This window comes from Mesorhizobium sp. 8 (assembly GCF_006351905.1).
Lineage (GTDB): Bacteria > Pseudomonadota > Alphaproteobacteria > Rhizobiales > Rhizobiaceae > Mesorhizobium > Mesorhizobium composti.
On sequence record NZ_CP040914.1, the window covers coordinates 1134546 to 1161361 of the forward strand.

Genomic DNA, 26816 nt, shown 5'->3' on the forward strand with positions numbered 1-26816 from the left:
TTTTCTGCGACGAGCCTCACCAAAAGACATCAACAAAAGCGAAGTCCATGCCCACCTCCCTTACGCGCCGCGGCTTTGTCATTGCGGTTCCCCTGCTTCTCGGCGGTTGTGTGTCCGCCGGCCGGTCCGCAACCGCTCCGAAAGCCAAGCGGGAAATCCCGCAATACTATCGCGACATGTACGCGGCCATCGACGACGAGCCGTTTCCGATTCCCGCACCTGATCTGACCAAGATCGATCCGAAATATTACCGGCAGGAAGTCGCCTACAACGGCCCGGAGACGCCCGGCAGCGTCGTCGTCGATACGCCGAACCGCTTCCTCTACCTGCTTCTGGGCGAAGGCCGCGCCATGCGCTATGGCGTCGGCGTCGGCAAGGCCGGACTGGAGTTCGAAGGCACCGGCGTCATCCAGTACAAGCGCGAATGGCCGCGCTGGACGCCGACGCAGGACATGATCGCGCGCGAGCCGGAACGCTACGGACCGCTGGCGCAAGGCATGGAGCCCGGCCCGACCAACCCGCTCGGCGCCCGCGCGCTCTACCTGTTCAAGAACGGCGCCGACACGCTCTATCGCATCCACGGCACCAATGAGGACTGGTCCATCGGCCGCTCGATTTCCTCGGGCTGCATCCGCATGCTGAACCAGGACGTCATGGATCTCTACCGGCGCGTGCGCCCCGGCTCCCGCGTCATCGTCCTGCAGCAGGATACGCCCTTGGCGGCCTGAGGCGACACGCATACGCAACATGGCGTAGCGTGCCGATCCTTGACAGATCGCGCCTTCAAAACCAATTTTGATGGAGAAGGGAGGCGTTCATAGAGCCGGCGTGACGCGCCGGACGAGTGCCTGCCCATGCCAAGCCTGACCAGCCACGCCGTCGCCTTCATCCTGCGCCATAGTCGCAAGAAGGCTTTTGCCTCGCCGGAAAACATGCAGCGCTGGATCGCCCACGCCCGCAAGAGGCAGAGCCACCTGCCCCCGGCCTGGATGACGCAGCGCCTCGATATCCGCACGACGGACGTCGAAGGCTACCCCGTCTACGAGATCGCGCCCCGCGCCGGCGCCGTGAAGCGGATTCTCTACATGCACGGCGGCGCCTATGTCTTTGAAATCACGTCCTATCATTGGGCGCTGATTGCCGAGTTGGCCGAGCGCACAGGCTACGGTGTCGCCGTCCCCATCTATCCGATCGCACCCGAGCACGACTTCCACGCCATGTTCGGCATGGTCGGCGCCGTCTATCGCCGCATGCTGGATGAGAACGAGGCCGCCGACATCGTCTTCATGGGCGATTCCGCCGGCGGCAACATGGCGGTCGTGCTGACGATGATGGCGGCGCGCGAAGGCCTGCCCGCACCGGCCAGCCACGTGCTGATCTCGCCCGGTCTCGACATGTCTCTGGCCAACCCGGCCATTTTCGAACTGGCCGAGCACGACCCGTGGCTGGACATTCCCGGCGGGCTGGAGGCGATCCGCCTCTATGGCGCCGGCATGGACCGCGCCGACTGGCGCATCAGCCCGCTCTACGGCGACCTTTCGGTGCTGCCGCGCACGCTTCTTTTCACCGGATCGCGCGACCTGCTCTCGCCCGACAACCTGATCTTCGCGGAAAAGGCCCGCGCTTCAGGTGTGGACGTCGAGGTCGTCTATGGCGAAGGCATGTTCCATGTCTGGCCGCTGATCCGCATGCCGGAAGCGCGGCTGGCCCGCGACCGCATGGTGGACTTCCTCACCGCCGATGCGGCAAGGACGGCCCCGCGACACGAGCAGGAAACGGCCGGGAGTTCCGATGCTTCCAGTCCGGTCCGGGATGCCGCCGAATAGGCCTCTCAGAACTTGCCGGTGTTGCGGAACACCTCGAACGTCGCGCGGATATGGTCGGCCACGGCCTTGACTGGCGCGCTGGCGTCCGGCGTCACCACCATGGCGAGGCTGTAGTTGCCGATCTCCGGCATGCCGTCGGCCGGGCCTAGGGCCACCATGTCGCTGCCGAGGAACGAGCCCGGCAGCGGCGCCACGGCAAGGTCGGCCATGATCGCGGCGCGCTGGCCGGCGGTGTGGGCGCTCATATAGGCGACGCGGTAGTTGATGCCCTGCCGGCCGAGCGCTTCCAGCGCCCCTGCCCGCCACACGCAGCCTTCCTCCCACACCGACACCGGCAGCGGGTCGCGCAGATGCGCGCAACCGCCCTTGGCGGCCGCCCACACGATCGGTTCGGTCAAAAGCACCTCCGCGCCGATGGCGCTGGCCTTGTAGGAGTTGGTGAGCAGCGTGAGGTCCAGCGCCCGGTCGTCCATGCGCCGGCGCAGGTTGATCGACTGGTCGATGGTGACGTCGACGGCGATGGAGGGATGCGACTGCGCGAAACGCTTGAGCACATGCGGGAGCACCCGCTCGCCGTAATCGTCCGGCGCACCGAGCCGCACCACGCCGACGATGTCGGGCACGATGAACTTCGACACCGCCTCGCGGTTGATCGCGAGCAGCCGCCGCGCATAGCCGAGCAACATCTCGCCGTCCGTCGTCAGCGATACCGAGCGCGCGTCGCGCGCGAAGACGGAACGTCCGAGGATGTCCTCCAGCTTCTTGATCTGCATGGAGACCGCCGACGGCGTGCGATAGACGGCCGTGGCGGCGGTGGTGAAGCTGCCGGTTTCGGCGATCGCCACGAAAGTGCGCAGGACATCGAGATCGAGCAGCGGCAGGGGATGATTGAGCGGCGCATTCATGGTGTCGCTTTCAATTTTTCTGATGAAAAACATCATTCCATTTCGTTTGATTGAATATCAATCCGGCCTCATAGTCAATCCTGTCGGAAGGTGACGAGCGGCATCCCGATCAGGGCATGAAAGGCCCGCGATCCGCCGCCCAGCCCGGAACGCCAAGGAGAAGGCCATGACATCGATACTGTCGACGATCGGTCGTATCGCGACCGAGTTCAACGCCGCCCGCACCCGCTACCAGACCGAGCGCGCTATCCTCTCGCTGCCGCAGGAATTGCAGAAGGATATCGGCTGGCCGGAAGCCAGCGAGGCGCCTGCCGCATCGCGCGAGAAAGTTCTGCACTGACGCGACGGCCGACGCACCCTGCCCGCTGTCGGACAGGGTCGCCGGCCAGTCATGCCGGCGCTGCATGGCGCATATGAACAAATCGCATGGCGCTCGCGGCCGATGATTAAGCGACTGTAAATACAGTCGGTTTCGAGTGCCATGCCGAAAAACGACAGCATTGCCATGTCGCTTTTCATGCTAAGCGCTTCGCATTTGCGATTTCATCGTGCACTGCACAAGACTATATCGCAGTCAAACGAGCCGGCCCCACTCCATCACGCGAAGGCGACCCGTCTGAGCAACCGAATGGAGTTCGTCATGAAATTCTTCAGCCGCCTCTTCGCCCGTCGCGAAGGCAACCTGACGACGGCGCTTGAGCGCCAGCGCCTCGGCCGCACCATGCCCGGCCAGACCGGCGCCGTCGCGGCCGCCCGTCTCGGCTTCGTCGCCTGAATTTCCGCGTTGCGTTCCATAGCGGCGTGTGCTTCCTGAACCGCAACCGCCCCGGCCTCGCCGCCAGGGCGGTTTCGTGCGTTTCCATGTCGGGATATCCGGCGATGCAACCGCAGCGGGCAGCGTCTGGCGCTGCCCTCCCATGGATTGCCCGTTTGCGACCCATGTCGCAAATTTAATTCTTGCAAAGCCGTCTAGCCGATTGACAGGAAAGGTTTTTCCTGATGACGCTATGCTGATCGCGACATTCTGATCGCGTCATCCGGGCCTCGGGAGGGTGCCGTGAACGCCAGCCAGCATTCCAGCAAGCGGTCGTTTGTCTTTTTTCTCATCCCCGATTTCACCATGGTCGCCTTCGCGACCGCGCTGGACCCGTTGCGGCTGGCCAATCGCATGCTGGGCTACGAAGCCTACAAGTGGCGGCTGGCCAGCATCGACGGCAAGCCGGTGCGCGCCTCCAGCGGCGTCGAATGCGCCGTCGACACCTCGCTCGACGACGAGCGGCGCAAGATGGCCGGGCCGGATCGGCCGTCCATGGCCATCGTGTGCAGCGGCATCAATGTCGAGAAATACCACAACAAGTCGGTCTTCGCCTGGCTGCGCGAGGAGCACAATCGCGGCGTCGCCGTCGGCGGCCTGTGCACCGGCGCCCATGTCCTGGCCAATGCCGGCCTGTTGTCCAACAGGCGCTGCGCCATCCACTGGGAAAACCTGCCCGGCTTCCAGGAGGCGTTCCCCAAGGCCAACGTCTTCGCCGACCTCTACGAAGTCGACCAGAACATCTACACCTGCGCCGGCGGCACCGCGGCCCTCGACATGATGCTGAAGCTGATCGGCGACGATTTCGACGAGAACCTCGTCAACCGCGTCTGCGAGCAGGTGCTGACCGACCGCGTCAGGAGCCCGACCGACCGCCAGCGCCTGCCTTTGCGCGCACGGCTCGGCGTGCAGAATTCCAAGGTGCTCACCATCATCGAACTGATGGAGGCCAACCTGTCGGAGCCGTTGTCGCTGATCGAGATCGCCGACCATGTCGACCTGTCGCGCCGGCAGATCGAGCGGCTGTTCCGCTCCGAGATGGGCCGTTCCCCGGCTCGCTACTATCTCGAGATCCGGCTGGACCGCGCCCGCCACCTGCTCATCCAGTCGTCCATGCCGGTGGTGGAAGTGGCGGTGGCCTGCGGCTTCGTCTCGGCCTCGCACTTCTCAAAATGCTACCGCGAACTCTACGCCCGCTCGCCGCAGCAGGAGCGCGTCGACCGCAAGCATCTGCTGGCGGCGTAGACCGCTCAGCGGTCGTTGTCGTATAGCCAGCGGCGGTCGCGCCACATTTTCTCGCCGACCATGCAGTCGACGCTCGGCTCCGCGGCGGCAAGCACGACGGGTGGCGCCCTTGCCGCTTCGGCGGCACGACGCGGCTCTCCCGCCAGTTCCATCACCAGCTTGCGCCGCACGGCCTCCGGGAACTGCGTCCAGTCGTTGACCGGCACCATGAAGGCGCCCGGTCCGCCGATGACGCAATCGCCATAGTAGCGGTCGAGATCGGTGACATCGTAGATCGAGGAGAAGCCACCGCGCGTCATCAGCGGCAGGCCGTTGATGGTGATGCCCTGCCCGACCAGTTCGTCGCGGATGCCGGCCACCGGGGCGCCCTGGTTGTTCGGTCCGTCACCGGAAATATCGATGACGCGCCTGGCGCTCTGAAAGCCGCTCTCGGCGAACAGGTCGCCGCCGAATGCGAGCGCCGCCGAGATAGAAGTGCGCCGCGCGCTGCTGGGTGGCCTGGCGCTCATCTGCGCGACGACGCGCTCGGCATCCTCACGAGTTGCGATCGTCGTCCACGGCACGACCACGCGCTGCATGGTGGTGCCGGCCCATTCGACATAGGTGACGGCGATCCTGCCGTTGGCGCCGTCGGCGATGGCCTGCAGCACGGTCTCGTGGGTCAAGGCAGCGGCATAGCCGTGCCGCTGGATTTCCAGTTCCGCCGCCGACATCGACAGCGATACGTCGACCGCCAGCACAAGCTGCACGTCGACGGGCTCCGCGGCGTTGGCGCGCAAGGCCGTGAGGGCGATCCACACGCCGCTCAGGGCAACCCGCCATGGGCGAAGCCGACGAGACATGCCCAAGGATACGCCAAATTATCGCACGGGGAAACGCATGTCGCCCGCCGCCCGGTCACGATCAGGAAAGCATTCCCGCTTCGATCGGTCGTGCGTCCTTCGAGGCTCGCTCCGCTCGCACCTCAGGATGAGGGCCGGTTGTGCGAACTTCAATGGAATAGCGTTGGCACCCGACCTGCCTCATCCTGAGGTGCGAGCGGAGCGAGCCTCGAAGGACGCACCGGCTATCAGCTTCGCGGCTTCAGGTTCTCCGGATCGTAGAGCGGCTTGTAGCCGACGCCCGCCACCTCGACCGGGAAGGTGTCGCCGAAATACTCGACCTGGAGCTTGCGACCCGCCTCGCAGTAGCTCCACGGCAGGTAGGCCAGCGCGATGTTCTTGCCGATGGTCGGGCCGTAGGCGACCGAGGTGGTGAAGGAACGGCGGCCGAGTTCGTCCACCAGCGTCTCGCCGGTTTCCGGGTCCATCACCGGCATGATGCCGACCGGATAGCGGGCGATACCCTTGGAATCGCGATTGTCGGTCATCACCAGCGTGCACAACATCGCCGGCTGGTGCTCGCGCGCCTTGTACTCCAGATGCTTCGCCTTGCCGCAGAAATCCGCTTCCTTGACCTTCGGGCGAGCGAGGTCCGCTTCGATCAGGTTGTATTCGGTCAACAGGTCGGCGTTCTGCAGGCGCAGGCTCTTTTCCATGCGGCGCGAATTCGCATAGGTCTCGACGCCGAAGGCCATGACGCCGGTGGAGCGCAGCGCGTCCCATACCGCCAGCCCGTCCTCGTAGCGCATGTGCAGTTCCCAGCCCTGCTCGCCGACATAGGAGAGGCGGAAGGCCATCACGTCCTTGCCGGCGATGCGGATCGTCTTGATCGCGGCGAAGGGGAAGTTTTCCAGCGAAAGGCCATCCGGGTCCTCCACCACCTTCTGCAAGGTGGCGCGCGCATTCGGCCCCCAGATGCCGACGGTGACGTATTTCTCCGTCACGTCGGTGACGGTGACGTCGAAGCCTTTGTCCTCGGCCACCCGCTTCACATAGTGGAAATCGCGAGGGCCGGCATCGGCGCCGTCGACGACGCGGCAGCGGTCGGCCATGCGGATGACCGTCAGGTCCGCGCGCACCATGCCCTCGTCATCGAGGAAGTGGGTGTAGATGCCCTTGCCGATGTTGTTGTCGCCGCCGATCTTTGCCGCGCACAGCCATTCCATCAGCGCCACGTGGTCTGGACCGGACACCTCGAACATATAGAAATGCGACAGATTGACGATGCCGCAATCCTCGCTCATGGCGAGATGCTCTGCGTTGGAGACGCGCCAGAAATGGCGATTATCCCACTCGTTCTCGCGCACCGGCACGCGGTTGCCGTACTTTTCCAGGAGGTGCTCGTTGGCAGCGTAGCCGTGCGCGCGCTCCCAGCCACCCAGTTCCATGAAGTAGCCGCCCAGTTCCTTCTCGCGCTCGTAGAAGGGCGAGCGCTTGACGTTGCGGCCGGTGGCGTAGGGCTCGCGCGGGTGCACGGCCGGATTGTAGATCTTCTGCGCCGCCTCGCCGCAGCGGCCGGCGATGAAGTCTTCGGTGAGCTGGTGCGGATAGAAGCGCGAATAATCGATCGAATTGTGGTCGATATGGGTGCGGCCGTCCGTCATCCAGTCGGCCACCAGCTTGCCGTAGCCCGGCCCGTCCTTGACCCAGATGGCGACGGCGTACCAGAGCCCCCTCACCTTCTGGCTTTCGCCGATGGAGGCGCCGCCGGCCGCCGAGACCTGCAGCAGGCCGTTGAAGGAGCGTCGCTCGTCGTAGCCGAGTTCGCCGAGGATCGGCGTCAGCTCGATGGCGCGCTCCAGCGGCTCCAGGATCTGCTCCATGTCGAGATCGCGCTGCGACGGCGACAGCCGCGCCTGGTCCTTTTCCAGCAGGTCGCGGGGATGGACGAGGCGCGGATTGGTCTCCTCGTAATAGCCCCACTCGATCATGCCGCCTTCCGAGGTCTTCGGATCGCCGGTGTCGCGCATATAGGCGGAGTTGCCCTGGTCGCGCATCAGCGGGTAGCCGATCTCCTTGGCCGACCCGGCGAATTCCGTGTACGGGCCGAAGAAGGTCAGCGGATGGTCGACCGGCATTACCGGCAGGTCTTCGCCGGCCATCTCGGCGATCAGGCGGCCCCACAGGCCGGCGCAGACCACCACGTAGTCGGCATGGATAGTGCCGCGGCTGGTGACGACGCCCTTGATGCGGCCGTTCTCGATGATGAGCGACTTGGCCGGCGTGTTGGCGAAGGCCTTCAGCTTGCCGGCCTTCTCGGCCTGGTCGACCAGCTTGCCGGCGACCGTCTGCGAACGAGGGATGACGAGGCCGGCGTCGGGGTCCCACAGGCCGCCCTGCACCACCGATTCCTCGATCAGCGGGAACTTTTCCTTGATCTCGGCGGGACCGACCAGCCGGGCGCGCGTGCCGAAAGCCTTGGCCGACGCCACCTTGCGCTTGATCTCGTCCATGCGCGCATCGTCGCCGACGCGGGCCACCTCGAGACCGCCGATACGCTCGTAGTGGCCCATCTTCTCGTAGAAATCGATGGAATAGAGCGAGGTCCAGCACGACAGGAAGTCGTGGCTGGTCATGTAGCAGAAGTCGGACGCATGGGCGGTCGAGCCGATGTCGGTCGGGATGCCCGACTTGTCGATACCGACGATATCGTCCCAGCCGCGCTCGATCAGGTGGTGCGCGACCGAGGCACCGACGATGCCGCCCAGCCCGACGATGACGACCTTCGCCTTGTTCGGAAACTCTGCCATTGCGCTCACTCCGAAGGGGATTCCGGGAAGTGGAATTTCGGGCACACTATAGAGCGGTGCGGCGCGATTGCAGCCTGTTTGCGACATCGCCCGAACGCCGCGCGACCAGCCCTGCCGCGGCAGGCACCGGACACGTCAAGGCCGGGCGTCAGCCCGGCCTTTTCGTCACGCGTTCAGGTGCCTGAAGCCTATTTGATCTTGGCGACACCACCCGAAATCTCGATGGTCTCGGCGCCGGTCAGCGCCTGAAGGTCGCCGTTCGGAAAGGTGACGAAGCAGCCGTTGGGGCAGAACTGTGCCGTCTCGCCGGCGGCGAGCGTCAGTTCCGTCTTGCTGCCGCCCTCGGTGACGACCAGCGTGCGGGCTTCGTCGTCCCTGTTGACGGCGCTGGCGGCAAACGCCTGGCCGGCAGTGGCCGCAAGCATGGTCGCGGCAAGGAGCGATCTCCACATTGCAATCCCGGTGTCGCCACCGCCTCTGTTGTCCCAAGCAAGGCATCCAGCCGTTGCGCGCACTGTATACGGGGATGAAGCTGAACCGCAACTGAATGCCGCATTCATGCCACAATCGGTTTCGCGGCGGCTGAAAACGGATCAGTTCGGGTCCGGCTTGCGGCCCTTGCGGCGGCTCTTGGCCTGCTGGCGCGCGGCCTCGGCTTTCGCCTCTTCCTGCTCGGCGGCCTCGACCTCGATGCGGTCGTCGTCGGTCGGCCACGGCTCCAGCGCCGGCTTCTTCTCCATGACCGCGCGCACGGTCGAGGGAATGGCGATGCCCTCGCGATCGAACGCATCGAGAATGGCGAAGCGGATGTCGTTCTGCACGGTTCCGCTGTTGGTGATGTCGGCAAGGAAGACGCGCATCTCGAATTCCAGCGCCGCCGGACCGAAATTGGTGAACTGGACGAAGGGCTCGGGATTCTTCAGCACCATCGGATGGCCGCGTGCGATTTCGGACAGCACCGCATGCGCCTTGTGCGCATCGCTGTCATAGGCGACGCCGACCTTGATCTCCATGCGGCCGAGCTTGTTGCGATGCGTCCAGTTGCCGACCGCATTGTTGATGAGGTTGGAGTTGGGCAGGATGACCGACTGGCGCTGGAACGTCTCGATCTCGGTGGCGCGCACGCTGATCTTCTTGACGGTGCCGGACACGTCGCCGGCGACGATCCAGTCGCCCACCTTGAACGGCCGCTCGGCCAGCAGGATCAGGCCGGAGACGAAGTTGGAAACGACGTTCTGGAGACCGAAGCCGATACCCAGCGAAAGCGCGCCGGCAACCAGTGCGAGATTGGAAAGGTCTATGCCCGCCGCCGAGATGCCGACGAGCCCCGCCAGCGCCACGCCGGCATAGCCGACCGCCAGCCGGATCGAGTTGCGCACGCCGGTATCGACCTTGCCGCGCGCCATCACCGAGCCGTCGAGCCAGCCCTGGAACCAGCGCGTCAGGAAATAGCCGACGATGAAGACGACGATGCCCGACAGGATGCCGGTGAAGGAGATTGTCACGGAACCGATGGTGAGGCCGGTCGCCAGCCTGTAGCCCCAGGACTGGATGTCGCCCGGCTGGAACCCCCACATCATCAGGATCAGTGGCAGGAAGACCAGCACGATCAAGACGTTGAGCGCGATCGAGGCGACCAGGCCGAGCTGGTCGAGCGTGTTGTCCTCCAGCGAGGAATTCTCCGCCAGCCAGCGGCCGACGAAGGAGTTTCCAAACCCGCCCTCGGCGCCGATGGCGCGGGCCGACAACAGCCCGATATATGCCGTCACCAGGATGGTGCCGGTGACGACCACCTGCAGCGACACGAAGGTGGCAAGGCCGATATAGCCCAGAAGAGCGGCACCGATCGTGAAGGCGCCGAGACCGTAGGCACTGTAGCGCAGCCATACCGGCCAGCGCCGCCATTCGCCTTCCTTGGTGCGGAACGGCTTCAGCAATCCCATGAGAATGAGCAGGACGCCGACGATGACGGCTGCCAGGAAGCTGCGCGCCACCGTCAGCGACAGCGGCGAGCCCATCTGGTCGTTGACGATGGCGAGGAAGCTGCTGACGCCGATGACGAGCGCCATCGCCGTGGTCAGCCGCACCAGCCAGCGCGCGGCTTCCGGCTCGACCGGGATCAGCCGCCATGCGGGGCGCGCCGGCGACAGCGCCGCATTGGTCAGCCGGTTGACGCAGAAGACGAGGCCGATGACCGTCATGGCTGCGGCCAGGAAGGTGCCGATGTCGCCGCGCAACACGCCGTAGTAATCGTAGAAGAAGTAGGTCGCGGCGAAGAACACGCCCAGCGCCACCGTCGGCAGCAGCGTCGACCAGAAGGTGCGCGACAGCCGGCTGAGATAGGACGGGCTTTCACCGCCGTTCGGGTCGATCAGGCGGCCGAAGACGCGGCGTCCGCCGAACATCAGCACGAAGGCGGCGATCAGCGCCATCATCGTGGCCACAAGCATCGGCTGCGCCTTGTATTTGAGCGCGAAGCCCAGCCAGGAGGAAATCGAATTGTAGAAGGACGTCACGCCGGCATGCGCGTCGGACAGCACCTTGCTGCTGAAAGCGTCCGTCAGCGCGTAGCGCCGCGTCAACAGGTTGCGGAACAGGTCGCTGCGTGTCGTGGCGACCGTGTTGATGAGATTGCTGATGCGCACCGACAGTGTCTGGGCCGAAGCGGTCACCGCGTTGATCTCGGCCTTTTCGGCAGCCAGCGCCTGGCGCTCGCTGGTGACGATGTCCGGCTCGGCGGGCTGCCCCTCGGCCGGCGGCGGCCCCAGCTGCTCCAGCCGCTTGTTGATCTCAGCGATACGCGGCCGGAAGGCCAGCGCGCTTTGCAGGGCCTGCGGCGCCAGTTCCTCCAGTTGCAGCCGGATATCGACCAGCCTGTCGTCGTCTTCCTTGTTCTGCTCGATCTGCTTTTCGAGCCCGTCGACCTTGGCGGTGAGGTCCTGCAGCACCTTCTGCTGCGCGGCGACGATGCCCGCCGGCGCCTGGACAGGTGCGGTGTCGGCCGTCGTCTGCGCCCCGGCCGGCACGACGCAGGCAAGCGCCAGCAGGAAGACCAGCAGGCGCAGCAGCGAAGGAAAGGTCGGGAAACGGCTCAACGGCGACGACTCGGGGACAGCATGGCGTTTCGGCGACCGCCATAGATAGAGGCAGCACCGGCGGCGGGCAAGCGCGGGCTGGATCGCGGCCGATCAATCCGGCCGGCCAAACTGGTCGGCCAATCTGGTCGGTCTGTCGAAAAGCGATGGCGAAATATTGGCTTTGGCCGTCCCGCCTGCTCTATAGTCTGCCCACGCCCCGCAACGGAAACCCACGATCATGGCGGAATATTCGGCCTTCGAGCTGCTCCGGAACGCGCTGTCGGGAAACAAGGACTGGAAACCGGCTTGGCGCAAGCCCGAGCCGAAGGCATCGTACGACGTCATCGTCATCGGCGGCGGCGGGCATGGTCTTTCCACCGCCTATTACCTCGCCAAGGAGCATGGCATCACCAATGTCGCGGTGCTGGAGAAGGGCTGGCTCGGTTCCGGCAATGTCGGGCGCAACACCACGGCCGTGCGCTCCAACTACCTGTTGCCGCCCAACACCCGCTTCTACGAGCATTCGATGAAGCTGTGGGAGAACCTGTCGCACGATCTCAACTACAACGTCATGTTCTCGCAGCGCGGCTGCCTCAATCTCGCGCATTCGCCGGCGCAGCTCGACGATTATGCGCGGCGCGGCAACTCCATGCGCCATCAGGGCGTCGACGCCGAGCTGATGACGCCGGCCGAGATCAAACGCCTGATGCCGATGATCGACGTGTCCGACACGGCCCGTTTCCCCGTCTATGGCGGCCTGATGCAGCCGCGCGCCGGCACCGCCCGCCACGATGCCGTCGCCTGGGGCTATGCACGCGGCGCCGATAGGCGGGGCGTCGATATCGTCGAGAACTGCGAGGTGACGGGTTTCATCAGGGACGGCGACAAGATCGTCGGCGTTTCCACCTCGCGCGGCGAGATTCGCGCCAAAAAGGTGGCCGTCGCGGTCGCCGGTTCGACCGGCCGCGTTATGCAACTGGCCGGCATCGACCGGCTGCCGATCGAAAGCCATGTGTTGCAGGCCTTCGTCTCCGAATCGCTGAAACCGGTGCTCGACACCGTCGTCACCTTCGGCATGGGGCACTTCTACATCTCCCAGTCCGACAAGGGCGGACTGGTCTACGGCGGCGACATCGACGGCTACAATTCCTATGCCCAGCGCGGCAACCTGCCGATCGTCGAGGACGTCATGGCCGAGATGCTGGCGCTGTTTCCCTCGCTGGCAAGCGTGCGCATGCTGCGCTCGTGGGGCGGCGTGTGCGACATGTCGATGGACGGCTCGCCGATCATCACCAAGGGGCCGCTGCCGGGCATGTATCTCAACTGCGGCTGGTGCTACGGCGGCTTCAAGGCGACGCCCGCCTCCGGCTTCTGCTTCGCCCACACCATCGCCCGCGACGAGCCGCACGACCTCAACGCCGCCTTCACGCTCGACCGCTTCCATCGCGGCATCCTGATCGACGAGAAGGGCCAGGGCGCGACACCACGGCTGCACTAGGCCATAACCATGGCCAAACAAAAAGACACAAACATATGCTGATCACCTGCCCCTATTGCGGCCCGCGCGACGTGTCCGAGTTCACCTACCAGGGCGACGGCAACCGCCAGCGCCCTGCCCCGAACTCGCAGAACCTCGATGCCTGGAACGAGTACGTCTATGACCGGCTGAATCCGGCCGGCGACCACAACGAGATATGGCAGCATTCCGGCGGCTGCCGCATCCATCTGCGCGTCGTGCGCAACACGCTGACCCATGCGGTTTCCAGCGCGGTCGCGGTCCGGGGTCACCATGGAGTCAAGCCGTGAGCGCGCGCCGCACCGAAGGCGGCGGCCGTATCGACCGCGCCCGCACCATCCGCTTCACCTTCGACGGCGCCACCTACAGCGGCCATCCGGGCGACACGCTGGCCTCGGCGCTGCTCGCCAACGGCGTTTCCCTGTTCGGCCGCTCCTTCAAGTACCACCGCCGGCGCGGCGTACTTTCAGCCGGCGTGGACGAACCGAACGCGCTGGTGACGATCCTTCGCGGCCAGGCGCGCGAGCCCAATATCCCCGCGACGATAGTCGAGATCCACGACGGGCTGGTGGCCGAGAGCCAGAACCGCTTTCCCTCGCTGGCCTGGGACGTCAGCGCCGTCAACCAGCTTGCCGGGCCGCTGATCTCGGCCGGCTTTTATTACAAGACCTTCATGGGGCCGGTGATCGGACCGCTGAAAGGCACCCGCTTCTGGATGGTGTGCGAGCGCTTCATCCGCCGCGCCGCCGGCCTCGGCCGCGCCGGCGCCGTTCCCGACAAGGCGCGATACGAGCGCATGAACGCCTTCTGCGACGTGCTCGTCGTCGGCGCCGGCCCGGCGGGACTGACGGCGGCGAAGGAGGCTGCCGAGAAAGGTGCGCGCGTCGTCCTCGCGGACATCGAGCCGCGCCTCGGCGGCTCCGCCAACTGGTCGGGCGAGGTCATCGACGGCAAGCCGGCGGCGGACTGGGCCGCCGCCGCCGTCAACGACCTGCGCATGGCGGATAATGTGCGCCTCCTGCCACGCACCACCGTCTGGGGCTACTACGACGGCAATACGCTGGCGGCCCTCGAGCGCGTCAGCGACCACAAGCAGCACCCCGCCAAGGGCGAGCCGCGCCATCGCACTTGGGCGATCCGCGCGAAATCCGTCGTGCTGGCGACCGGCGCGCTGGAACGGCCGCTGGTGTTTCCCGGCAACGACCGGCCGGGCGTCATGCTGGCGGGTGCTGCCGAGCGCTATGCCAACGAGTTCAGCGTGCTGCCCGGCCAGAAGGTCGCCGTCTTCACCAACAACGACAGCGCCTATCGCGCCGCGCATGCGTTGAGGCAGGCGGGCGCCGCCATCGCGGCAATCGTCGACGTGCGAACGGACATTTCCGCCGACATGCTCGATTTCGCCGGCAAAGCAGAAACCGAGATGCTGACCGGCCACGCCGTCGTCGCCACCGAAGGCGGCAAGACGCTGAGCGGCATCAAGGTGCAGCGCTTCGATGCCGCGTCCGGCGCATTGTCCGGCGAGCCGCGCTCCATCCACGCCGACTGCCTGCTGATGTCCGGCGGCTGGTCGCCTGCCATCCACCTCGCCAGCCAGGCCGGCGCCAGGGCCGAATGGAACGAGGCGCTGCAGGCCTTCCTGCCGCCGAAGCCGAACCAGAAATGGACCGGCGCGGGCGCCTTCACCGGCGCGTTCTCGACCACCGAGGCGATCGAACAGGGCCATGCCGCCGGGCTGGCGGCATCCGGCGCCCGGTCGAAGCATTTCGATGCGCCTGCCGTCGAGGCGGCTCCCGGTGCGCCGGGCTCCGAGCCCGTCTTCGAGATCACGGCGCCGGGCAAGAGCTTCGTCGATTTCCAGCACGACGTGACCGCCGACGACGTACGGCTTGCCCATCGCGAGGGTTTCGTCTCGGTCGAGCACCTGAAGCGTTACACCACGCTCGGCATGGCGACCGACCAGGGCAAGACCTCCAACGTGCCCGGCCTCGCCATCATGGCCGCCGCGCTCGGCAAGGATATCCCGCAGGTCGGCACCACCCGCTTCCGCCCGCCCTATGCGGCCGTTTCGTTGGGTTCGCTGGCCGGCGAGCGTTTCGGCGACCTGAAGCCGGAACGGCTCACGCCCATGCACGACTGGCACCTTGCCAACGGCGCTAGCATGTATTCCGCCGGCCTGTGGTGGCGGCCGCAAATCTACGGCCACGCCGGCGAAACCATAGAACAGGCCTATGTGCGCGAGACGAAGGCGACGCGCGGCTCGGCTGGCATCGTCGATGTCTCGACGCTCGGCAAGATCGCCGTGCAGGGACCGGACGCTGCCGAACTGCTTGACCGCGTCTACACCAACATGTTCTCCACCCTCGCCGTCGGCAAGGCGCGCTACGGGCTGATGCTGCGCGAGGACGGGCTGGCCTTCGACGACGGCACGACATGGCGGCTCGGCGAGCAGGATTTCCTGATGACCACCACGACGGCCAACGCCGGCAAGGTCATGCAGCATCTGGAATATTTCCTCGACGTGGTGTGGCCGGAGCTGAAAGTCACGATCACCTCTGTCACCGACCAGTGGGCGGGCGCCGCCATCGGCGGGCCGAACGCGCGCGCCATTCTCGCCGCCTGCGTGACGGGCACGGCGGTGGACAACGCCACCCTCCCCTTCATGGGCATCGTCCACGGCGAGATCGCCGGCGTGCCGGTGATGATCTGCCGCCTCTCCTTCTCCGGCGAAATGGCCTTCGAGGTCTATTGCGGCGCCGACTGGGGCACGCATGTCTGGGAAGCGCTCATCGAAGCCGGCAAGCCGTTCGACCTCGTGCCCTACGGGCTGGAGGCGCTCGGCACCATGCGCATCGAGAAGGGACACGTCACCGGCGCCGAGATCGACGGCCGCACCACGGCGCGCGACCTGCATCTCGATTGGATGCTGTCGAAGAAGAAGCCGTTCATCGGCTCGGCCATGATGGACCGCGAAGGCCTGGTCGCCGCCGACCGCCTGCAACTCGTCGGCATCGTCTCGCTCGACAACCGGCCACTCAACGGCGGCGCCCATATCGTCGAGGAACTGGACGAGAAGAACCCGCACGGTTCCATCGGCCACATCACCGCCTGCTGCTATTCGCCCTCGCTCGGCAAATACATCGCGCTGGCGCTGGTCGAGGGCGGCAAGGCGCGCCACGGCAGCCGCGCCTTCACCTCCGACCCGCTGCGCGGCCGCTTCGGCCCGGTCGAGATCGTCAGCCACCACTTCTTCGACCCCGAAGGGAGCCGCATGCATGGCTAGGTCAACCGAGGTCGAACGCCTGTCGCCGCTGGCGCCGGTCTACCGCGCCGGCCCGCACGGCAATTTCGAGGACGGCGTCGGCGTGGCGCTGTCGGAGCCGCGTCCCGGCTCGATCGTCCAGCTTGCCGCATGGCCCGGCGAGGAACGCAGGATGATCGAAGCGATCCGCACCGTCGCCGGCCTTGCCCTGCCCGACGGCGCCGGCGGTGGTGTCAGCGAAGCCGGCAAGGCCGCCTTCGGCTTCGCGCCGGGTAAGTTCATCGTGGTGGACGAAAAGGACGGACTGGCGGCCGCTTTCGCCAAGGCGGTCACGCCGGCGATCGGCACGGTGACGGACCTGTCGCACGGCCGCACCGTCATCCGCATCGAGGGGCCTGAAGCGGAATGGGTGCTGGCGAAGTTCTTCGCCATCGATTTTTCGCCGGCCGCCTTCCCGCTCGGTGCCGGCCGCTCGACGACGCATCACGACATCTTCGCCCAGATCCAGCGTAGTGGCCCGGATCGCTTCGACATCCACGTCTTCCGTTCCTTCGCGCGCTCCTTCTGGACGGCGCTGTGCCACGGCTGCGAGGAAGTCGGCTACGAGGTGGCGTAGGGAGGAATTGCCGTGGAGTTCATCAACTCGCCGGCGGCCAAAGCGGTGAAGCTGCCCTTCAGCCAGGCGGTGCGCGTCGGCGATATCCTCTATCTGTCCGGCGCGCTCGGCAACGTGCCGGGAAAGCTGGAGCTGGTGGCCGGTGGCATCGAAGCTGAAACGCGACAGACGATGGAAAACATCGGCACGGTGCTGAAGGAGAACGGACTGACCTTCGCCGACGTCTTCAAGTGCACCGTCATGCTGGCCGACATGGCCGACTGGCCGACGTTCAACCGCATCTATCTCGACTATTTCGATCCCGACCGCCTGCCGGCCCGCTCGGCTTTCGGCGCCAACGGCCTGGCGCTCGGCGCCCGGCTCGAGCTCGAATGCATGGCCTACATGCCTCGCAGATAGCTGGCCTTACGACATGCCGCTCCTGTTGCTTGAGGGCGGCTGAAACCGGCTCGATAGTCGCCTCGGGAATCGGCGGTTGCGACGACCGCCGACAGACCTGAAAGCGGCTCAATGCGTCGATCCTAGCCATCCCGCATGGATGCACCCCGTTCCACGACTGTGACCGACCCCGCCGATCTGCCAGCGGAAACGGTATCGCTGCTGGTGCCGGTGACGGTGGCCTGCGGCGTCCTCATGACCAGCCTCGACCAGAACGTCGTCGTCACCGCCCTGCCGGGCATCGGCGAGACGCTCGACCGCGCGCCGAGCGAGCTCGGCCTGCTGATCACCGCCTACGTCGCTTCCCTCATCATCACCATGCCGATCGGCGGCTGGGCGGCCGAACGCTTCGGCCTGCGCAATTCCTACTGCTTCGCCGTGCTCGTCTTCGGCGTCGCGTCGGCACTGTGCGGCATGGCGAGCGACCTGTGGTCTCTGGTGGCCGCGCGCGCCCTGCAAGGCTTCGGCGGCGCGCTGATGGGCACGCTGGGCCAAGTCACGGTGCTGCAAAGCTTCCCGCGCAACCGCACGCTGAAGATCAACATGTACATCTCGCTGGCGGGACAGTCCGGCCCGCTGATCGGGCCGCTGCTCGGCGGCGCGCTGACGACATACGTTTCCTGGCGGTGGATCTTCTTCGTCAACATTCCGCTGGCCTTCGCCGCCGTCGTCGCCTCGTTCCTGCTGTTTCCGACCGGCACCAAGCCGGTGCGCCGGCCCTTCGATTTTCCGGGCTTCATGCTGGTCGGCGCCGGCATGGTGCTTCTGGTGCTCGGCATGGATTCGCTCGCCGCCAAGGATACCGCCGGCCTGACGACAACCGCGCAAATCATCCTCGCCGTGGCGGTTCTCACGATCGCCTCGCTCTACTGCCTGCGCAGTCCCAACCCGATCCTCGACCTCAACCTTTTGCGCATCCGCACCTTCCGCATCTCCTTCCTGACCGGCGGGGGGCTGGACACGATCGGCATGAGCTCGGTGATCTTCCTGTTGCCGCTGATGTTCCAGCTCGGCTTCGGCATGAGCGCGGTGGCGGCGGGCTCGCTCACCTTCATGGCGGCGGTCGGATCGATCATCGTGCGCTTCTTCATGCCGGCGGTGCTGCGCCGCCTCGGCTTCCGCCGCCTGCTGGTGATCAACACGCCGATCTGCGCGGCGCTCGTCGCCGGCTTCGCGCTGATGCAGGCGACGACGCCGGTGTGGATCGTGCTTGCCTACATCTTCGTCTTCGGCGTCTTCCGCTCGGCGCAATGGGCCTCGACTGGCAACCTCGCCTATTCGGACATCGCCTCCGAGCAGCTCGCCCGCTTCAGCGCGCTCTATTACATCCTGTGGCAGCTCGGCGTCGCCATCAGCGTCGGCACCGCCGCGGCGGCCCTGTCGCTGCTGGCGGGCGGCGGCCCGGCGCAAGCCGGTGAATTCCGCATCCTGTTCGTCATCGAGGGGCTGGTGACGCTCGCCGCCCTGCTCGCCTATCTGAAGCTGACGCCGCAGGACGGCGCGCAGGTGAGCGGGAATGAAGTGAGGGGAATAGGGGAATAAGGCAGTAGGGCAGTAGGGCAGTAGGGCAGTAGGGCAGTAGGGCAGTAGGGCAGTAGGAAAGACTAACCTCAGAACCCAGCTTTCATATTGCCTTATTGCCTTATTGCCCTACTCCCCTTCCTCCACAAACGTCACCCACTCCTCCAGCGGCGCACGATCCGTCCGGAACTCGTTCTCCGGCTTCGACGTATCCTCGTAGCCGAGCGCCATGCCGCACACCACGACCTCCTCGTCGGTGATCGAGAGCACCGGCCTGATCTGCCGGTGGTAGGGCGCGAAGGCCGCCTGCGGGCAAGTGTGCAGCCCCCTCGCCCGCGCCGCGATCATGATGTTCTGTAGGAACATGCCGTAGTCGATCCACGAGCCCTGGTTGAGCCGACGGTCGATGGTGAAGATCATGCCGACGGGCGCATCGAAGAAGACGAAGTTGCGGTCGTGCTGGGCGCGCATCCTGTCCACCTCGCGCCGGCCGATGCCGAGCACGCCGTAGAGGCCGAAGCCGTTGGCGCGGCGCCGCGTCAGGTACGGCTCGAAGAACTGGTCGGGATAGTATTTGTACTCGTCCCATTCCGCCTTCTCGGCACGAATGCCGGAATTGAGGATCGCGTCGGTGATGCGCTGCTTCACCGCGCCCCTGGTGACGTAGACCCGCCACGGCTGCATGTTGGTGCCGGAAGGCGCGCGCGCCGCCACGTTGAGGATATCGCGGATCGTCGCGTCGTCGACGGCATCGGGCAGGAAGGCGCGCACCGACCGGCGCGAGGCGATCGCCTCGTCGACCACGCTCGTTTCGTCCAACGAAGATACTTGATTTTCCGGCGCCAGCATCGGCCATTCCCTGCACCGGCCGACGGGCCAACAGCCAGCGAACCGGTAGATTGTAAAGCGGTCGTCCCCCTCGCCGTCCGCGCTGGCTTTGCCTCAACCGCCTCTGCACCGCAAGCGAATCTTGTGATGTCGTGAAATTCTTCTTGATTTTTTCACGAAACGATCGTCACATGAAAATTACGCGAAGCTTTTCATGGAACGGACCATGCCCCGCCCTGCCGCACAGCCGCAGACGGAACCCGGTGAACACCTGCTCGCCGGCGATATTCGCGCGCTGCGCAAGGCGCGCGGGCTGACGCTGGCGGAAATCGCCCTGAAGCTGGGCCGCTCGGTAGGCTGGGTCAGCCAGGTCGAGCGCGGCCTGTCCATGCCCTCGCTTGCCGACATGCGTGCCTTCGCCGCCCTGTTCGACGTGCCGATCAGCCTGTTCTTCGGCCATGACGTGGAGGACGAGCGCGAGCGCGGCGTCGTCGTCCGCGCCGGACGCCGCCGCGCGCTCGGCACCAGCGAGACCGGCCTCGTGGAAGAGCTTCTGTCGCCGGACCTCGGCGGCTCCTTCGAGATGGTTCGCTCCGAATTCGCCGCCGGCGCCGAGCTTGCGGCGCCCAACCTGCGCCAGACGGAGGAAGCCGGCTATGTCGTGTCCGGCGTCTTCGAGATCGAGATCGACGGCATATGGCACCGGCTGACAGCCGGCGACAGCTTCCGCTTCGAGAAGAAACCCCACCGCTGGCGCAATCCCGGCACGGAACCCGCCGTGGTGATCTGGGTCGTATCGCCGCCGGTTTATTGAATGGCCGTTTGTTGAATGGAATGGGGAGGAAAAAATGGCTGATCTTCCGCCACGCGCCCGCGTGGTCATCATCGGCGGCGGCGCCGTCGGCTGCTCCTCACTCTACCATCTGGCCAAGGCCGGATGGACCGACTGCGTGCTCCTGGAAAAGAATGAGCTGACCTCGGGCTCGACCTGGCACGCCGCCGGCAACGTGCCGACCTTCTCCACCTCCTGGTCGCTGATGAACATGCAGCGCTATTCGACCGAGCTTTATCGCGGGCTGGCGAAGGCGGTGGACTACCCGATGAACTACCACGTCACCGGCTCGCTCAGGCTGGCGCACACCGACGAGCGCATGCGCGAATTCCAGCGCGCCAAGGGCATGGGCCGCTACCAGGGCATGGATATCGAGGTGATCGGCGCCGACGAGATCGTCAAGCGCTATCCCTTCATCGACACGCACGACCTCAAGGGGGCGCTCTACGATCCCAACGACGGCGATATCGACCCCGCCCAGTTGACGCAGGCGCTGGCCAAGGGTGCGCGCGACATGGGAGCGAAAATCGTGCGCTTCTGCCCCGTCACCGGCGTGCGGCGCGAGAACGACGAATGGGTCGTCGAGACCGAACAGGGCGAAATTCGCTGCGAGATCGTCGTCAACGCCGCCGGCTACCGCGCCGCCGAAGTGGGAAAGATGTTCGGCCGCGACATCCCGATGATGGTGATGAGCCACCAGTACATATTGTTCGAGGAAATCCCGGAGCTGGCCGCATGGTCGAAGGAAGCCGGCCACAAGCTGCCGCTGCTGCGCGACGTCGACACCTCCTGGTATCTTCGGCAGGAAAAGAACGGCATGAACCTCGGCCCCTACGAGCGCAACTGCCGCGCCCACTGGGCAAGTTCCGACGACCCGATGCCGGCGGACTTCTCCTTCCAGCTCTTCCCGGACGATCTGGAGCGGCTGGAATGGTACCTCAACGACGCTGTCGAGCGCGTGCCGATCCTCGGCACGGCAGGCCTGTCCAAGGTCATCAATGGCCCCATCCCCTACGCACCGGATGGCAACCCGCTGATCGGCCCGATGCCCGGCGTACCCAACGCCTTCGAAGCCTGCGTCTTCACCTTCGGCATCGCGCAGGCGGGCGGCGCGGGCAAGGTGCTGGCCGAATGGGTGACTGAGGGCGCCACCGAATGGGATATGTGGAGCTGCGATCCCCGCCGCTTCACCGCCTTCGCCTCCGCGCCCGACTACGCAGTCGCCAAGGGCAAGGAGATCTACGGCCACGAATACGCCATCTTCTTCCCCCGCCACGCATGGCCGGCGGCACGCGGCCGCAAGCTCTCGCCGCTGCACGACCGGCTGAAGGCGCTCGGCGCCCAGTTCGGCGCGGCGAACGGCTGGGAGCGCGCCAACTGGTATGCTCATCCGGGCGACGATATTTCGGAAGAAGCGACGCAGACCTTCCGCCGCGAAGGCCCGTGGCAAAAGCGCATCCGCGAGGAGTGCCATGCCGTGCGCGACGCTGCCGGCATTCTCGACCTACCCGGCTTCTCGCGCTTCCGCCTTGCCGGCGACGGTGTGCGCGAGTGGCTGGCGAGGCAGGTCACCGGCATCGTGCCGAAGCCCGGCCGCATCGGCCTCGGCTATTTTGCCGACGACAAGGGTCGCATCGTCACCGAAATGTCGATCATGGCGCTGGAGGAGAACCTGTTCTTTCTCATCACCGCCGCGGTCGCCGAACTGCACGACTTCGAATGGCTGCGCAGCCATCTGCCGCAAGGCACGGCACTGACTCTGGAAAATGTCACCGAACGGTTCTCCTGCCAGATCCTCACCGGGCCGAACGCCCGCGCCATTCTGGCCGAGGTGAGCGATGCCGATCTTTCGCTGCCGTGGCTAACGCACCAGTCCTGCCAAATCGCCGGGCGCTGGCTGCAACTGGTGCGCGTTTCCTTCGCCGGCGAGCTCGGCTGGGAACTGCACACCAAGGTGGAAGATACCGCCGCCGTCTTCGATGCGGTTTGGGAGGCGGGCCGCAAACATGGCCTGAAGCCGTTTGGCATGTTCGCGCTGGATTCGCTGAGACTCGAGAAAAGCTATCGCGTCTGGAAGCAGGACCTTTCGACCGACTACACGGTGCTGCAAGGCGGGCTTGAGCGCTTCGTGAAGTGGGACAAGCCCGACTTCCGCGGCAAGGCGGCGCTGGCAAACGAAAAGCAGCAGGGCGTGAAAAAGCGCTTCGTCACGCTGGTGGTCGAGACCCCCGGCGAGTGCGACGCGCCCTACATGGCAACCCTCTGGCACGACGGCAGGATCGTCGGCGAAACCCTGTCAGGAGGTTTTGGCCACCGGGTGGACAAGTCGATCGCGCTGGGCATGATCCGGGCCGACCTCGCCGAGCCCGGTTCCACCGTCGAGGTCGAGATATTCGGCGACCGCTTCAAGGCGGTCGTGCAGAAGGACGAGCCGCTGTGGGACCCGAAGAACGAACGGTTGAGAAGCTAGGATGCCCCATCCTTCATCCCGCATTTCCAACATCATTCCGTCCGGCAAGGACGGCTGGGAGGTGCATTTCGCCGCCTGGCAGCGCAAGGAGGCCGGCGAGCCGATCATCATGCTGTCGGTCGGCGACCACGATTTCGATACGCCGGCCGAGACGGTCGAAGCTTGCGTGGCGGCGGTGCGCGGCGGCCATCACCACTATACGCCGCTGCCCGGCATACCGGCGCTGCGCGATGCCATGGCGCACATTTCAACGCAGTGCACCGGCGTCGAAACCGGCGCCGACGAGGTGATCGTCACGCCGGGCGGGCAGGCCGCGCTCTACGCAGCCGTGCAGGGTGTGCTCGACCGGGGCGACCATGCCATCGTCGTGGCGCCCTACTACGCCACCTATCCCGGCACCTTCCGCGCGGCGGAGGCCGACTTCACCGTGGTCGAGACGCGCGCCGCGAACGGCTTCCAGCCGGATGCGACGGCCATCGAAAAGGCGGTGCGGAAAAACACCCGCGCCATCCTCATCAACACGCCGAACAACCCGACCGGCGCCGTCTACACGCGCGCGGCCCTTGAAGGCCTGGCCGACGTCTGCCGCCGGCACGACCTGTGGCTGCTGTCGGACGAAGTCTACTGGACGCTCGGCGGCGGCGAGCATGTCTCGCCGCGCGCCCTGCCCGGCATGGCCGAGCGCACGCTGGTCATCAATTCCATGTCGAAGAGCCACGGCATGACCGGCTGGCGGCTCGGCTGGCTGACCGGTCCGGCGGACTTCATCGCGCTGACCGTCAACCTCAATCTGGTCACCACCTACGGCCTGACCGATTTCGTCAGTCATGCGGCGATCGAGGCGCTGAACAACGGCTATGGGGTCAGGGAGATCGCCGAACGCTATGCCCGCCGCCGTACCGTGTTCCTCGACGCCGTGCGCGGCATGAACGACGTCACCGTGCGCGGCTCGGAAGGCGGCATGTACGCCATGCTCGACATCTCGGCCGTCGAACCGGACGACGAGAAGTTCGCCTGGGCCTTCCTCGATGCCGAGAAGGTCGCCGTCATGCCCGGCTCCTCCTTCGGCGAGGCGGCCGCCGGCCATATCCGCATCAGCCTGTGCCAGCCGGAGGACGTGCTGCGCGAGGCCGCCAGCCGCCTGCACCGCTTCGCCTCCAGCTATCGGAGCAAGGCGGCGTGAAAATGGAATACGAAGTACCCTCACCCCTAACCCCTCCCCTCAAGGGGGAGGGGGACTTAGCACGCAGCAGCTTCCCCTCCCCCTTGAGGGGAGGGGTTAGGGGTGGGGGTGCCTCGCTCAAACGCCGCGCATCGACACGGAGCCCCTCAGCATGACCTCCCTCCCTTCCAAAGCTCGTGTCGTCATCATCGGCGGCGGCGTCGCCGGCTGCTCGGTCGCCTATCACCTCGCCAAGCTCGGCTGGACCGACATCCTGCTGCTTGAGCGTAAGCAGCTCACCAGCGGCACCACCTGGCACGCCGCCGGCCTGATCGGCCAGTTGCGCGCGTCCTCGAACATGACACGGCTGGCCAAATACACGGCCGACCTGTACGTCCGGCTGGAGGAGGAAACCGGCGTCGCCACCGGCATGCGCCAGTGCGGCTCGATCTCGGTCGCGCTGACCGAGGCGCGCAAGGAGGAACTCTATCGCGGCGCCTCCATGGCCCGCGCCCGCGGCGTCGAGGTCGAGGAAATCTCGCCGGCCGAGGCCAAGGAAAAATACCCGCATCTGGAAGTCTCCGATGTGGTCGGCGCGGTCTTCATCCCGAAGGACGGCCAAGGTGACCCGGCCAACATCACCCAGGCGCTGGCCAAGGGCGCGCGCATGAACGGCGCCCGCATCGTCGAGCAGGCCAAGGTTCTCGAAATCCACAAGGATAAAGGCCGCGTCACCGGCGTCACCGTCGAGCATGAAGGCGAGACGACCCGCATCGCCTGCGACCACATCGTCAACTGCGCCGGCATGTGGGCGCATGGCGTCGGCCGCATGGCCGGCGTGACGGTGCCGCTGCATGCCTGCGAGCACTTCTACATCGTCACCGAGGCGATCCCCAGTCTCGGCCGCCTGCCGGTGCTGCGCGTGCAGGACGAGTGCGCCTACTACAAGGAGGACGCGGGAAAGATCCTACTCGGCGCCTTCGAGCCGGTGGCGAAACCGTGGGGCATGCAGGGCATTCCCGAAGACTTCTGCTTCGACCAGTTGCCTGAGGATTTCGACCACTTCGAGCCAATTCTTGAGAAAGCGGTGAAGCGCATGCCGTTGCTCGCCACCGCCGGCATCCACACTTTCTTCAACGGCCCGGAAAGTTTTACCCCGGACGACCGCTACTATCTCGGCGAGGCGCCGAACCTGAAGAATTTCTGGGTCTGCTGCGGCTTCAACTCCATCGGCATCCAGTCGTCCGGCGGCGCCGGCATGGCGCTGGCTGAGTGGATGCAGGACGGCGAGGCGCCGTTCGACCTGTGGGACGTCGACATCCGCCGCGTCCAGCCTTTCCAGGGCAACAAGACCTATCTCTACAACCGCTCGGTCGAGACGCTCGGCCTGCTCTATGCCGACCACTTCCCCTACCGCCAGCCGGCAACCGCGCGCGGCGTGCGCCGCTCGCCGCTGCACGAACACCTCAAGGCGCGCGGCGCCGTCTTCGGCGAGACGGCCGGCTGGGAGCGCGCCAACTGGTTCGCTCGGCCAAGCCAGGAGCGCGAATACCGCTATAGCTGGAAGCGGCAGAACTGGTTCGACAATGCCCGCGACGAGCACATGGCCGTGCGCACCGGCGTCGGCGTGTTCGACATGACCTCCTTCGGCAAGATCCGGGTCGAGGGCCGCGACGCGCTTTCCTTCCTGCAAAAATTGTGTGCCAACGACATGGACGTGGCGCCCGGAAAGATCGTCTACACGCAGATGCTCAATGCGCGCGGCGGCATCGAGAGCGACCTGACGGTCACGCGGCTTTCCGACACCGCCTTCTTCCTTGTCGTGCCGGGCGCCACGCTGCAACGCGACCTCGCCTGGCTGCGCCGGCATCTCGGCGACGAGTTCGTGGTGATTACAGACGTGACCGCTTCCGAAAGCGTGCTGCCGGTGATGGGGCCTCGGGCGCGCGACCTGATGAAGAAGATCAGCCCGACCGACTTTTCCAACGAGGCTTTTCCGTTCGGCACCGCGCAGGAGATCGAGGTCGGCATGGGCCTCGCCCGCGCCCACCGCGTCACCTATGTCGGCGAACTCGGCTGGGAGCTTTACGTGCCGACCGACCAGACGGCGCATGTCTTCGAGACGCTGGAACAGGCCGGCACCGACCTCGGCCTGAAACTCTGCGGCCTGCACACGCTGGATTCCTGCCGCATCGAAAAGGCCTTCCGCCATTTCGGCCACGATATCACCGACGAGGATCATGTGCTGGAAGCCGGCCTCGGCTTCGCGGTGAAAACGGCGAAGGGCGATTTTCTGGGCCGCGACGCGGTGCTCAAAAAGAAGGAGGGCGGGCTGGAGCGGCGCATGGTGCAATTCCAGCTGAAGGATCCCGAGCCGCTGGTCTTCCACAATGAGGCGATCCTGCGCGACGGCGAAATCGTCGGCACGGTCACTTCCGGAAATTACGGCCACTTCCTCGGCGGCGCCATCGCCATGGGCTACGTGCCGTGCGCGGGCGAGAGCGAGGCTGAGGTGCTGGGCTCGACCTACGAGATCGAGATCGCCGGAGAGCGCTTCGCAGCGGAGGCTTCGCTGAAGCCGTTGTATGATCCGAAAAGCGAAAGGGTGCGGATGTAGAGGCTCTTCCTTCTCCCCGTTTACGGGGAGAAGGTGGCCCGAAGGGCCGGATGAGGGGC

General features: G+C 65.8%; 21 protein-coding genes. 15 read left to right on the forward strand and 6 right to left on the reverse strand.

Features of this window, described 5'->3' with window-relative positions; translation table 11 throughout:
- The first annotated feature begins 47 nt into the window (after nucleotides 1-47).
- A complete protein-coding gene (locus FGU64_RS05345; RefSeq protein WP_139951184.1) occupies nucleotides 48-728 on the forward strand; it encodes a L,D-transpeptidase in 681 nt (226 codons plus the stop codon).
- 126 nt (nucleotides 729-854) lie between these two features.
- The gene (locus tag FGU64_RS05350; RefSeq protein WP_139951185.1) at nucleotides 855-1826 is read left to right on the forward strand and encodes an alpha/beta hydrolase; all 972 of its coding nucleotides are present in this window, start codon (nucleotides 855-857) and stop codon (nucleotides 1824-1826) included.
- A gap of 5 nt (nucleotides 1827-1831) precedes the next feature.
- Here the strand turns inward: FGU64_RS05350 and FGU64_RS05355 are convergent, their stop codons facing one another.
- A complete protein-coding gene (locus FGU64_RS05355; protein WP_136353969.1) occupies nucleotides 1832-2731 on the reverse strand; it encodes a LysR substrate-binding domain-containing protein in 900 nt (299 codons plus the stop codon).
- A gap of 166 nt (nucleotides 2732-2897) precedes the next feature.
- On the opposite strand from FGU64_RS05355, the gene FGU64_RS23225 reads away from it, so the two are divergent.
- From FGU64_RS23225 to FGU64_RS05365, 3 genes are all read left to right on the forward strand, one after another.
- Complete coding sequence (locus tag FGU64_RS23225) at nucleotides 2898-3071, forward strand: hypothetical protein (RefSeq protein ID WP_168734420.1); 174 nt, start codon at nucleotides 2898-2900, stop codon at nucleotides 3069-3071.
- Nucleotides 3072-3371: 300 nt separating this feature from the next.
- Entirely contained in the window at nucleotides 3372-3506 is a 135-nt protein-coding gene (locus FGU64_RS23710) for a hypothetical protein (protein ID WP_136353205.1), read from the forward strand.
- A 345-nt stretch (nucleotides 3507-3851) separates the two neighbouring features.
- On the forward strand, nucleotides 3852-4790 hold the full coding sequence (locus FGU64_RS05365; protein WP_348639794.1) for a GlxA family transcriptional regulator: 939 nt from the start codon (nucleotides 3852-3854) through the stop codon (nucleotides 4788-4790).
- A 5-nt stretch (nucleotides 4791-4795) separates the two neighbouring features.
- Here the strand turns inward: FGU64_RS05365 and FGU64_RS05370 are convergent, their stop codons facing one another.
- The 4 genes from FGU64_RS05370 to FGU64_RS05385 all read right to left on the reverse strand — a co-directional run bounded on the left by FGU64_RS05370 (nucleotide 4796) and on the right by FGU64_RS05385 (nucleotide 11447).
- Nucleotides 4796-5632: a DUF1194 domain-containing protein gene (locus FGU64_RS05370; RefSeq protein ID WP_139951186.1), complete on the reverse strand. Its 837-nt coding sequence runs from the start codon at nucleotides 5630-5632 to the stop codon at nucleotides 4796-4798.
- 227 nt (nucleotides 5633-5859) lie between these two features.
- Entirely contained in the window at nucleotides 5860-8421 is a 2562-nt protein-coding gene (locus FGU64_RS05375; protein WP_139951187.1) for an FAD-dependent oxidoreductase, read from the reverse strand.
- A gap of 188 nt (nucleotides 8422-8609) precedes the next feature.
- Nucleotides 8610-8873, reverse strand: a complete 264-nt coding sequence (locus FGU64_RS05380) for a hypothetical protein (RefSeq protein ID WP_139951188.1) — start codon at nucleotides 8871-8873, stop codon at nucleotides 8610-8612.
- Nucleotides 8874-9014: 141 nt separating this feature from the next.
- Complete coding sequence (locus FGU64_RS05385) at nucleotides 9015-11447, reverse strand: mechanosensitive ion channel family protein (protein ID WP_246671322.1); 2433 nt, start codon at nucleotides 11445-11447, stop codon at nucleotides 9015-9017.
- A 289-nt stretch (nucleotides 11448-11736) separates the two neighbouring features.
- Here FGU64_RS05385 and FGU64_RS05390 point away from each other — a divergent pair, with 289 nt between their 5' ends.
- From FGU64_RS05390 to FGU64_RS05415, 6 genes are all read left to right on the forward strand, one after another.
- Nucleotides 11737-12996 (forward strand): sarcosine oxidase subunit beta, encoded by a 1260-nt coding sequence (locus FGU64_RS05390; RefSeq protein WP_139951189.1) that lies wholly within the window; start codon nucleotides 11737-11739, stop codon nucleotides 12994-12996.
- Nucleotides 12997-13031: 35 nt separating this feature from the next.
- Nucleotides 13032-13304: a sarcosine oxidase subunit delta family protein gene (locus tag FGU64_RS05395; protein WP_139951190.1), complete on the forward strand. Its 273-nt coding sequence runs from the start codon at nucleotides 13032-13034 to the stop codon at nucleotides 13302-13304.
- Complete coding sequence (locus FGU64_RS05400) at nucleotides 13301-16294, forward strand: sarcosine oxidase subunit alpha (RefSeq protein ID WP_139951191.1); 2994 nt, start codon at nucleotides 13301-13303, stop codon at nucleotides 16292-16294. The genes FGU64_RS05395 and FGU64_RS05400 overlap by 4 nt, the downstream gene beginning before the upstream one ends.
- Nucleotides 16287-16889, forward strand: coding sequence for a sarcosine oxidase subunit gamma family protein (soxG, locus tag FGU64_RS05405; protein WP_139951192.1), 603 nt, complete (start codon nucleotides 16287-16289; stop codon nucleotides 16887-16889). Before FGU64_RS05400 ends, soxG begins: the two co-directional genes overlap by 8 nt.
- 12 nt (nucleotides 16890-16901) lie before the next feature.
- Nucleotides 16902-17288, forward strand: a complete 387-nt coding sequence (locus tag FGU64_RS05410) for a RidA family protein (RefSeq protein ID WP_139951193.1) — start codon at nucleotides 16902-16904, stop codon at nucleotides 17286-17288.
- A gap of 135 nt (nucleotides 17289-17423) precedes the next feature.
- A complete protein-coding gene (locus FGU64_RS05415) occupies nucleotides 17424-18869 on the forward strand; it encodes an MFS transporter (RefSeq protein ID WP_139951194.1) in 1446 nt (481 codons plus the stop codon).
- A gap of 108 nt (nucleotides 18870-18977) precedes the next feature.
- Here the strand turns inward: FGU64_RS05415 and FGU64_RS05420 are convergent, their stop codons facing one another.
- Nucleotides 18978-19697: a nitroreductase gene (locus FGU64_RS05420; RefSeq protein WP_139951195.1), complete on the reverse strand. Its 720-nt coding sequence runs from the start codon at nucleotides 19695-19697 to the stop codon at nucleotides 18978-18980.
- 205 nt (nucleotides 19698-19902) lie between these two features.
- On the opposite strand from FGU64_RS05420, the gene FGU64_RS05425 reads away from it, so the two are divergent.
- The 4 genes from FGU64_RS05425 (at nucleotide 19903) to FGU64_RS05440 (ending at nucleotide 26757) form a co-directional block, all read left to right on the forward strand.
- Entirely contained in the window at nucleotides 19903-20490 is a 588-nt protein-coding gene (locus FGU64_RS05425; RefSeq protein WP_139951196.1) for an XRE family transcriptional regulator, read from the forward strand.
- A gap of 34 nt (nucleotides 20491-20524) precedes the next feature.
- Nucleotides 20525-22978: an FAD-dependent oxidoreductase gene (locus FGU64_RS05430; protein WP_139951197.1), complete on the forward strand. Its 2454-nt coding sequence runs from the start codon at nucleotides 20525-20527 to the stop codon at nucleotides 22976-22978.
- 1 nt (nucleotide 22979) lies between these two features.
- Nucleotides 22980-24161, forward strand: coding sequence for a pyridoxal phosphate-dependent aminotransferase (locus tag FGU64_RS05435; protein WP_139951198.1), 1182 nt, complete (start codon nucleotides 22980-22982; stop codon nucleotides 24159-24161).
- Nucleotides 24162-24312: 151 nt separating this feature from the next.
- The gene (locus FGU64_RS05440) at nucleotides 24313-26757 is read left to right on the forward strand and encodes an FAD-dependent oxidoreductase (RefSeq protein WP_139951199.1); all 2445 of its coding nucleotides are present in this window, start codon (nucleotides 24313-24315) and stop codon (nucleotides 26755-26757) included.
- Nucleotides 26758-26816: the final 59 nt, after the last annotated feature.

Bases quoted from the DNA above. Each gene is read 5' to 3' on its own strand.
- FGU64_RS05345 (WP_139951184.1), top strand. From the start codon at position 48: ATGCCCACCTCCCTTACGCGCCGCGGCTTTGTCATTGCGGTTCCCCTG.
- FGU64_RS05350 (WP_139951185.1), top strand. From the start codon at position 855: ATGCCAAGCCTGACCAGCCACGCCGTCGCCTTCATCCTGCGCCATAGT.
- FGU64_RS05355 (WP_136353969.1), bottom strand. From the start codon at position 2,731: ATGAATGCGCCGCTCAATCATCCCCTGCCGCTGCTCGATCTCGATGTC.
- FGU64_RS23225 (WP_168734420.1), top strand. From the start codon at position 2,898: ATGACATCGATACTGTCGACGATCGGTCGTATCGCGACCGAGTTCAAC.
- FGU64_RS23710 (WP_136353205.1), top strand. From the start codon at position 3,372: ATGAAATTCTTCAGCCGCCTCTTCGCCCGTCGCGAAGGCAACCTGACG.
- FGU64_RS05365 (WP_348639794.1), top strand. From the start codon at position 3,852: ATGGTCGCCTTCGCGACCGCGCTGGACCCGTTGCGGCTGGCCAATCGC.
- FGU64_RS05370 (WP_139951186.1), bottom strand. From the start codon at position 5,632: ATGTCTCGTCGGCTTCGCCCATGGCGGGTTGCCCTGAGCGGCGTGTGG.
- FGU64_RS05375 (WP_139951187.1), bottom strand. From the start codon at position 8,421: ATGGCAGAGTTTCCGAACAAGGCGAAGGTCGTCATCGTCGGGCTGGGC.
- FGU64_RS05380 (WP_139951188.1), bottom strand. From the start codon at position 8,873: ATGTGGAGATCGCTCCTTGCCGCGACCATGCTTGCGGCCACTGCCGGC.
- FGU64_RS05390 (WP_139951189.1), top strand. From the start codon at position 11,737: ATGGCGGAATATTCGGCCTTCGAGCTGCTCCGGAACGCGCTGTCGGGA.
- FGU64_RS05395 (WP_139951190.1), top strand. From the start codon at position 13,032: ATGCTGATCACCTGCCCCTATTGCGGCCCGCGCGACGTGTCCGAGTTC.
- soxG (WP_139951192.1), top strand. From the start codon at position 16,287: ATGGCTAGGTCAACCGAGGTCGAACGCCTGTCGCCGCTGGCGCCGGTC.
- FGU64_RS05415 (WP_139951194.1), top strand. From the start codon at position 17,424: ATGGATGCACCCCGTTCCACGACTGTGACCGACCCCGCCGATCTGCCA.
- FGU64_RS05420 (WP_139951195.1), bottom strand. From the start codon at position 19,697: ATGCTGGCGCCGGAAAATCAAGTATCTTCGTTGGACGAAACGAGCGTG.
- FGU64_RS05425 (WP_139951196.1), top strand. From the start codon at position 19,903: ATGCCCCGCCCTGCCGCACAGCCGCAGACGGAACCCGGTGAACACCTG.
- FGU64_RS05430 (WP_139951197.1), top strand. From the start codon at position 20,525: ATGGCTGATCTTCCGCCACGCGCCCGCGTGGTCATCATCGGCGGCGGC.
- FGU64_RS05435 (WP_139951198.1), top strand. From the start codon at position 22,980: ATGCCCCATCCTTCATCCCGCATTTCCAACATCATTCCGTCCGGCAAG.
- FGU64_RS05440 (WP_139951199.1), top strand. From the start codon at position 24,313: ATGACCTCCCTCCCTTCCAAAGCTCGTGTCGTCATCATCGGCGGCGGC.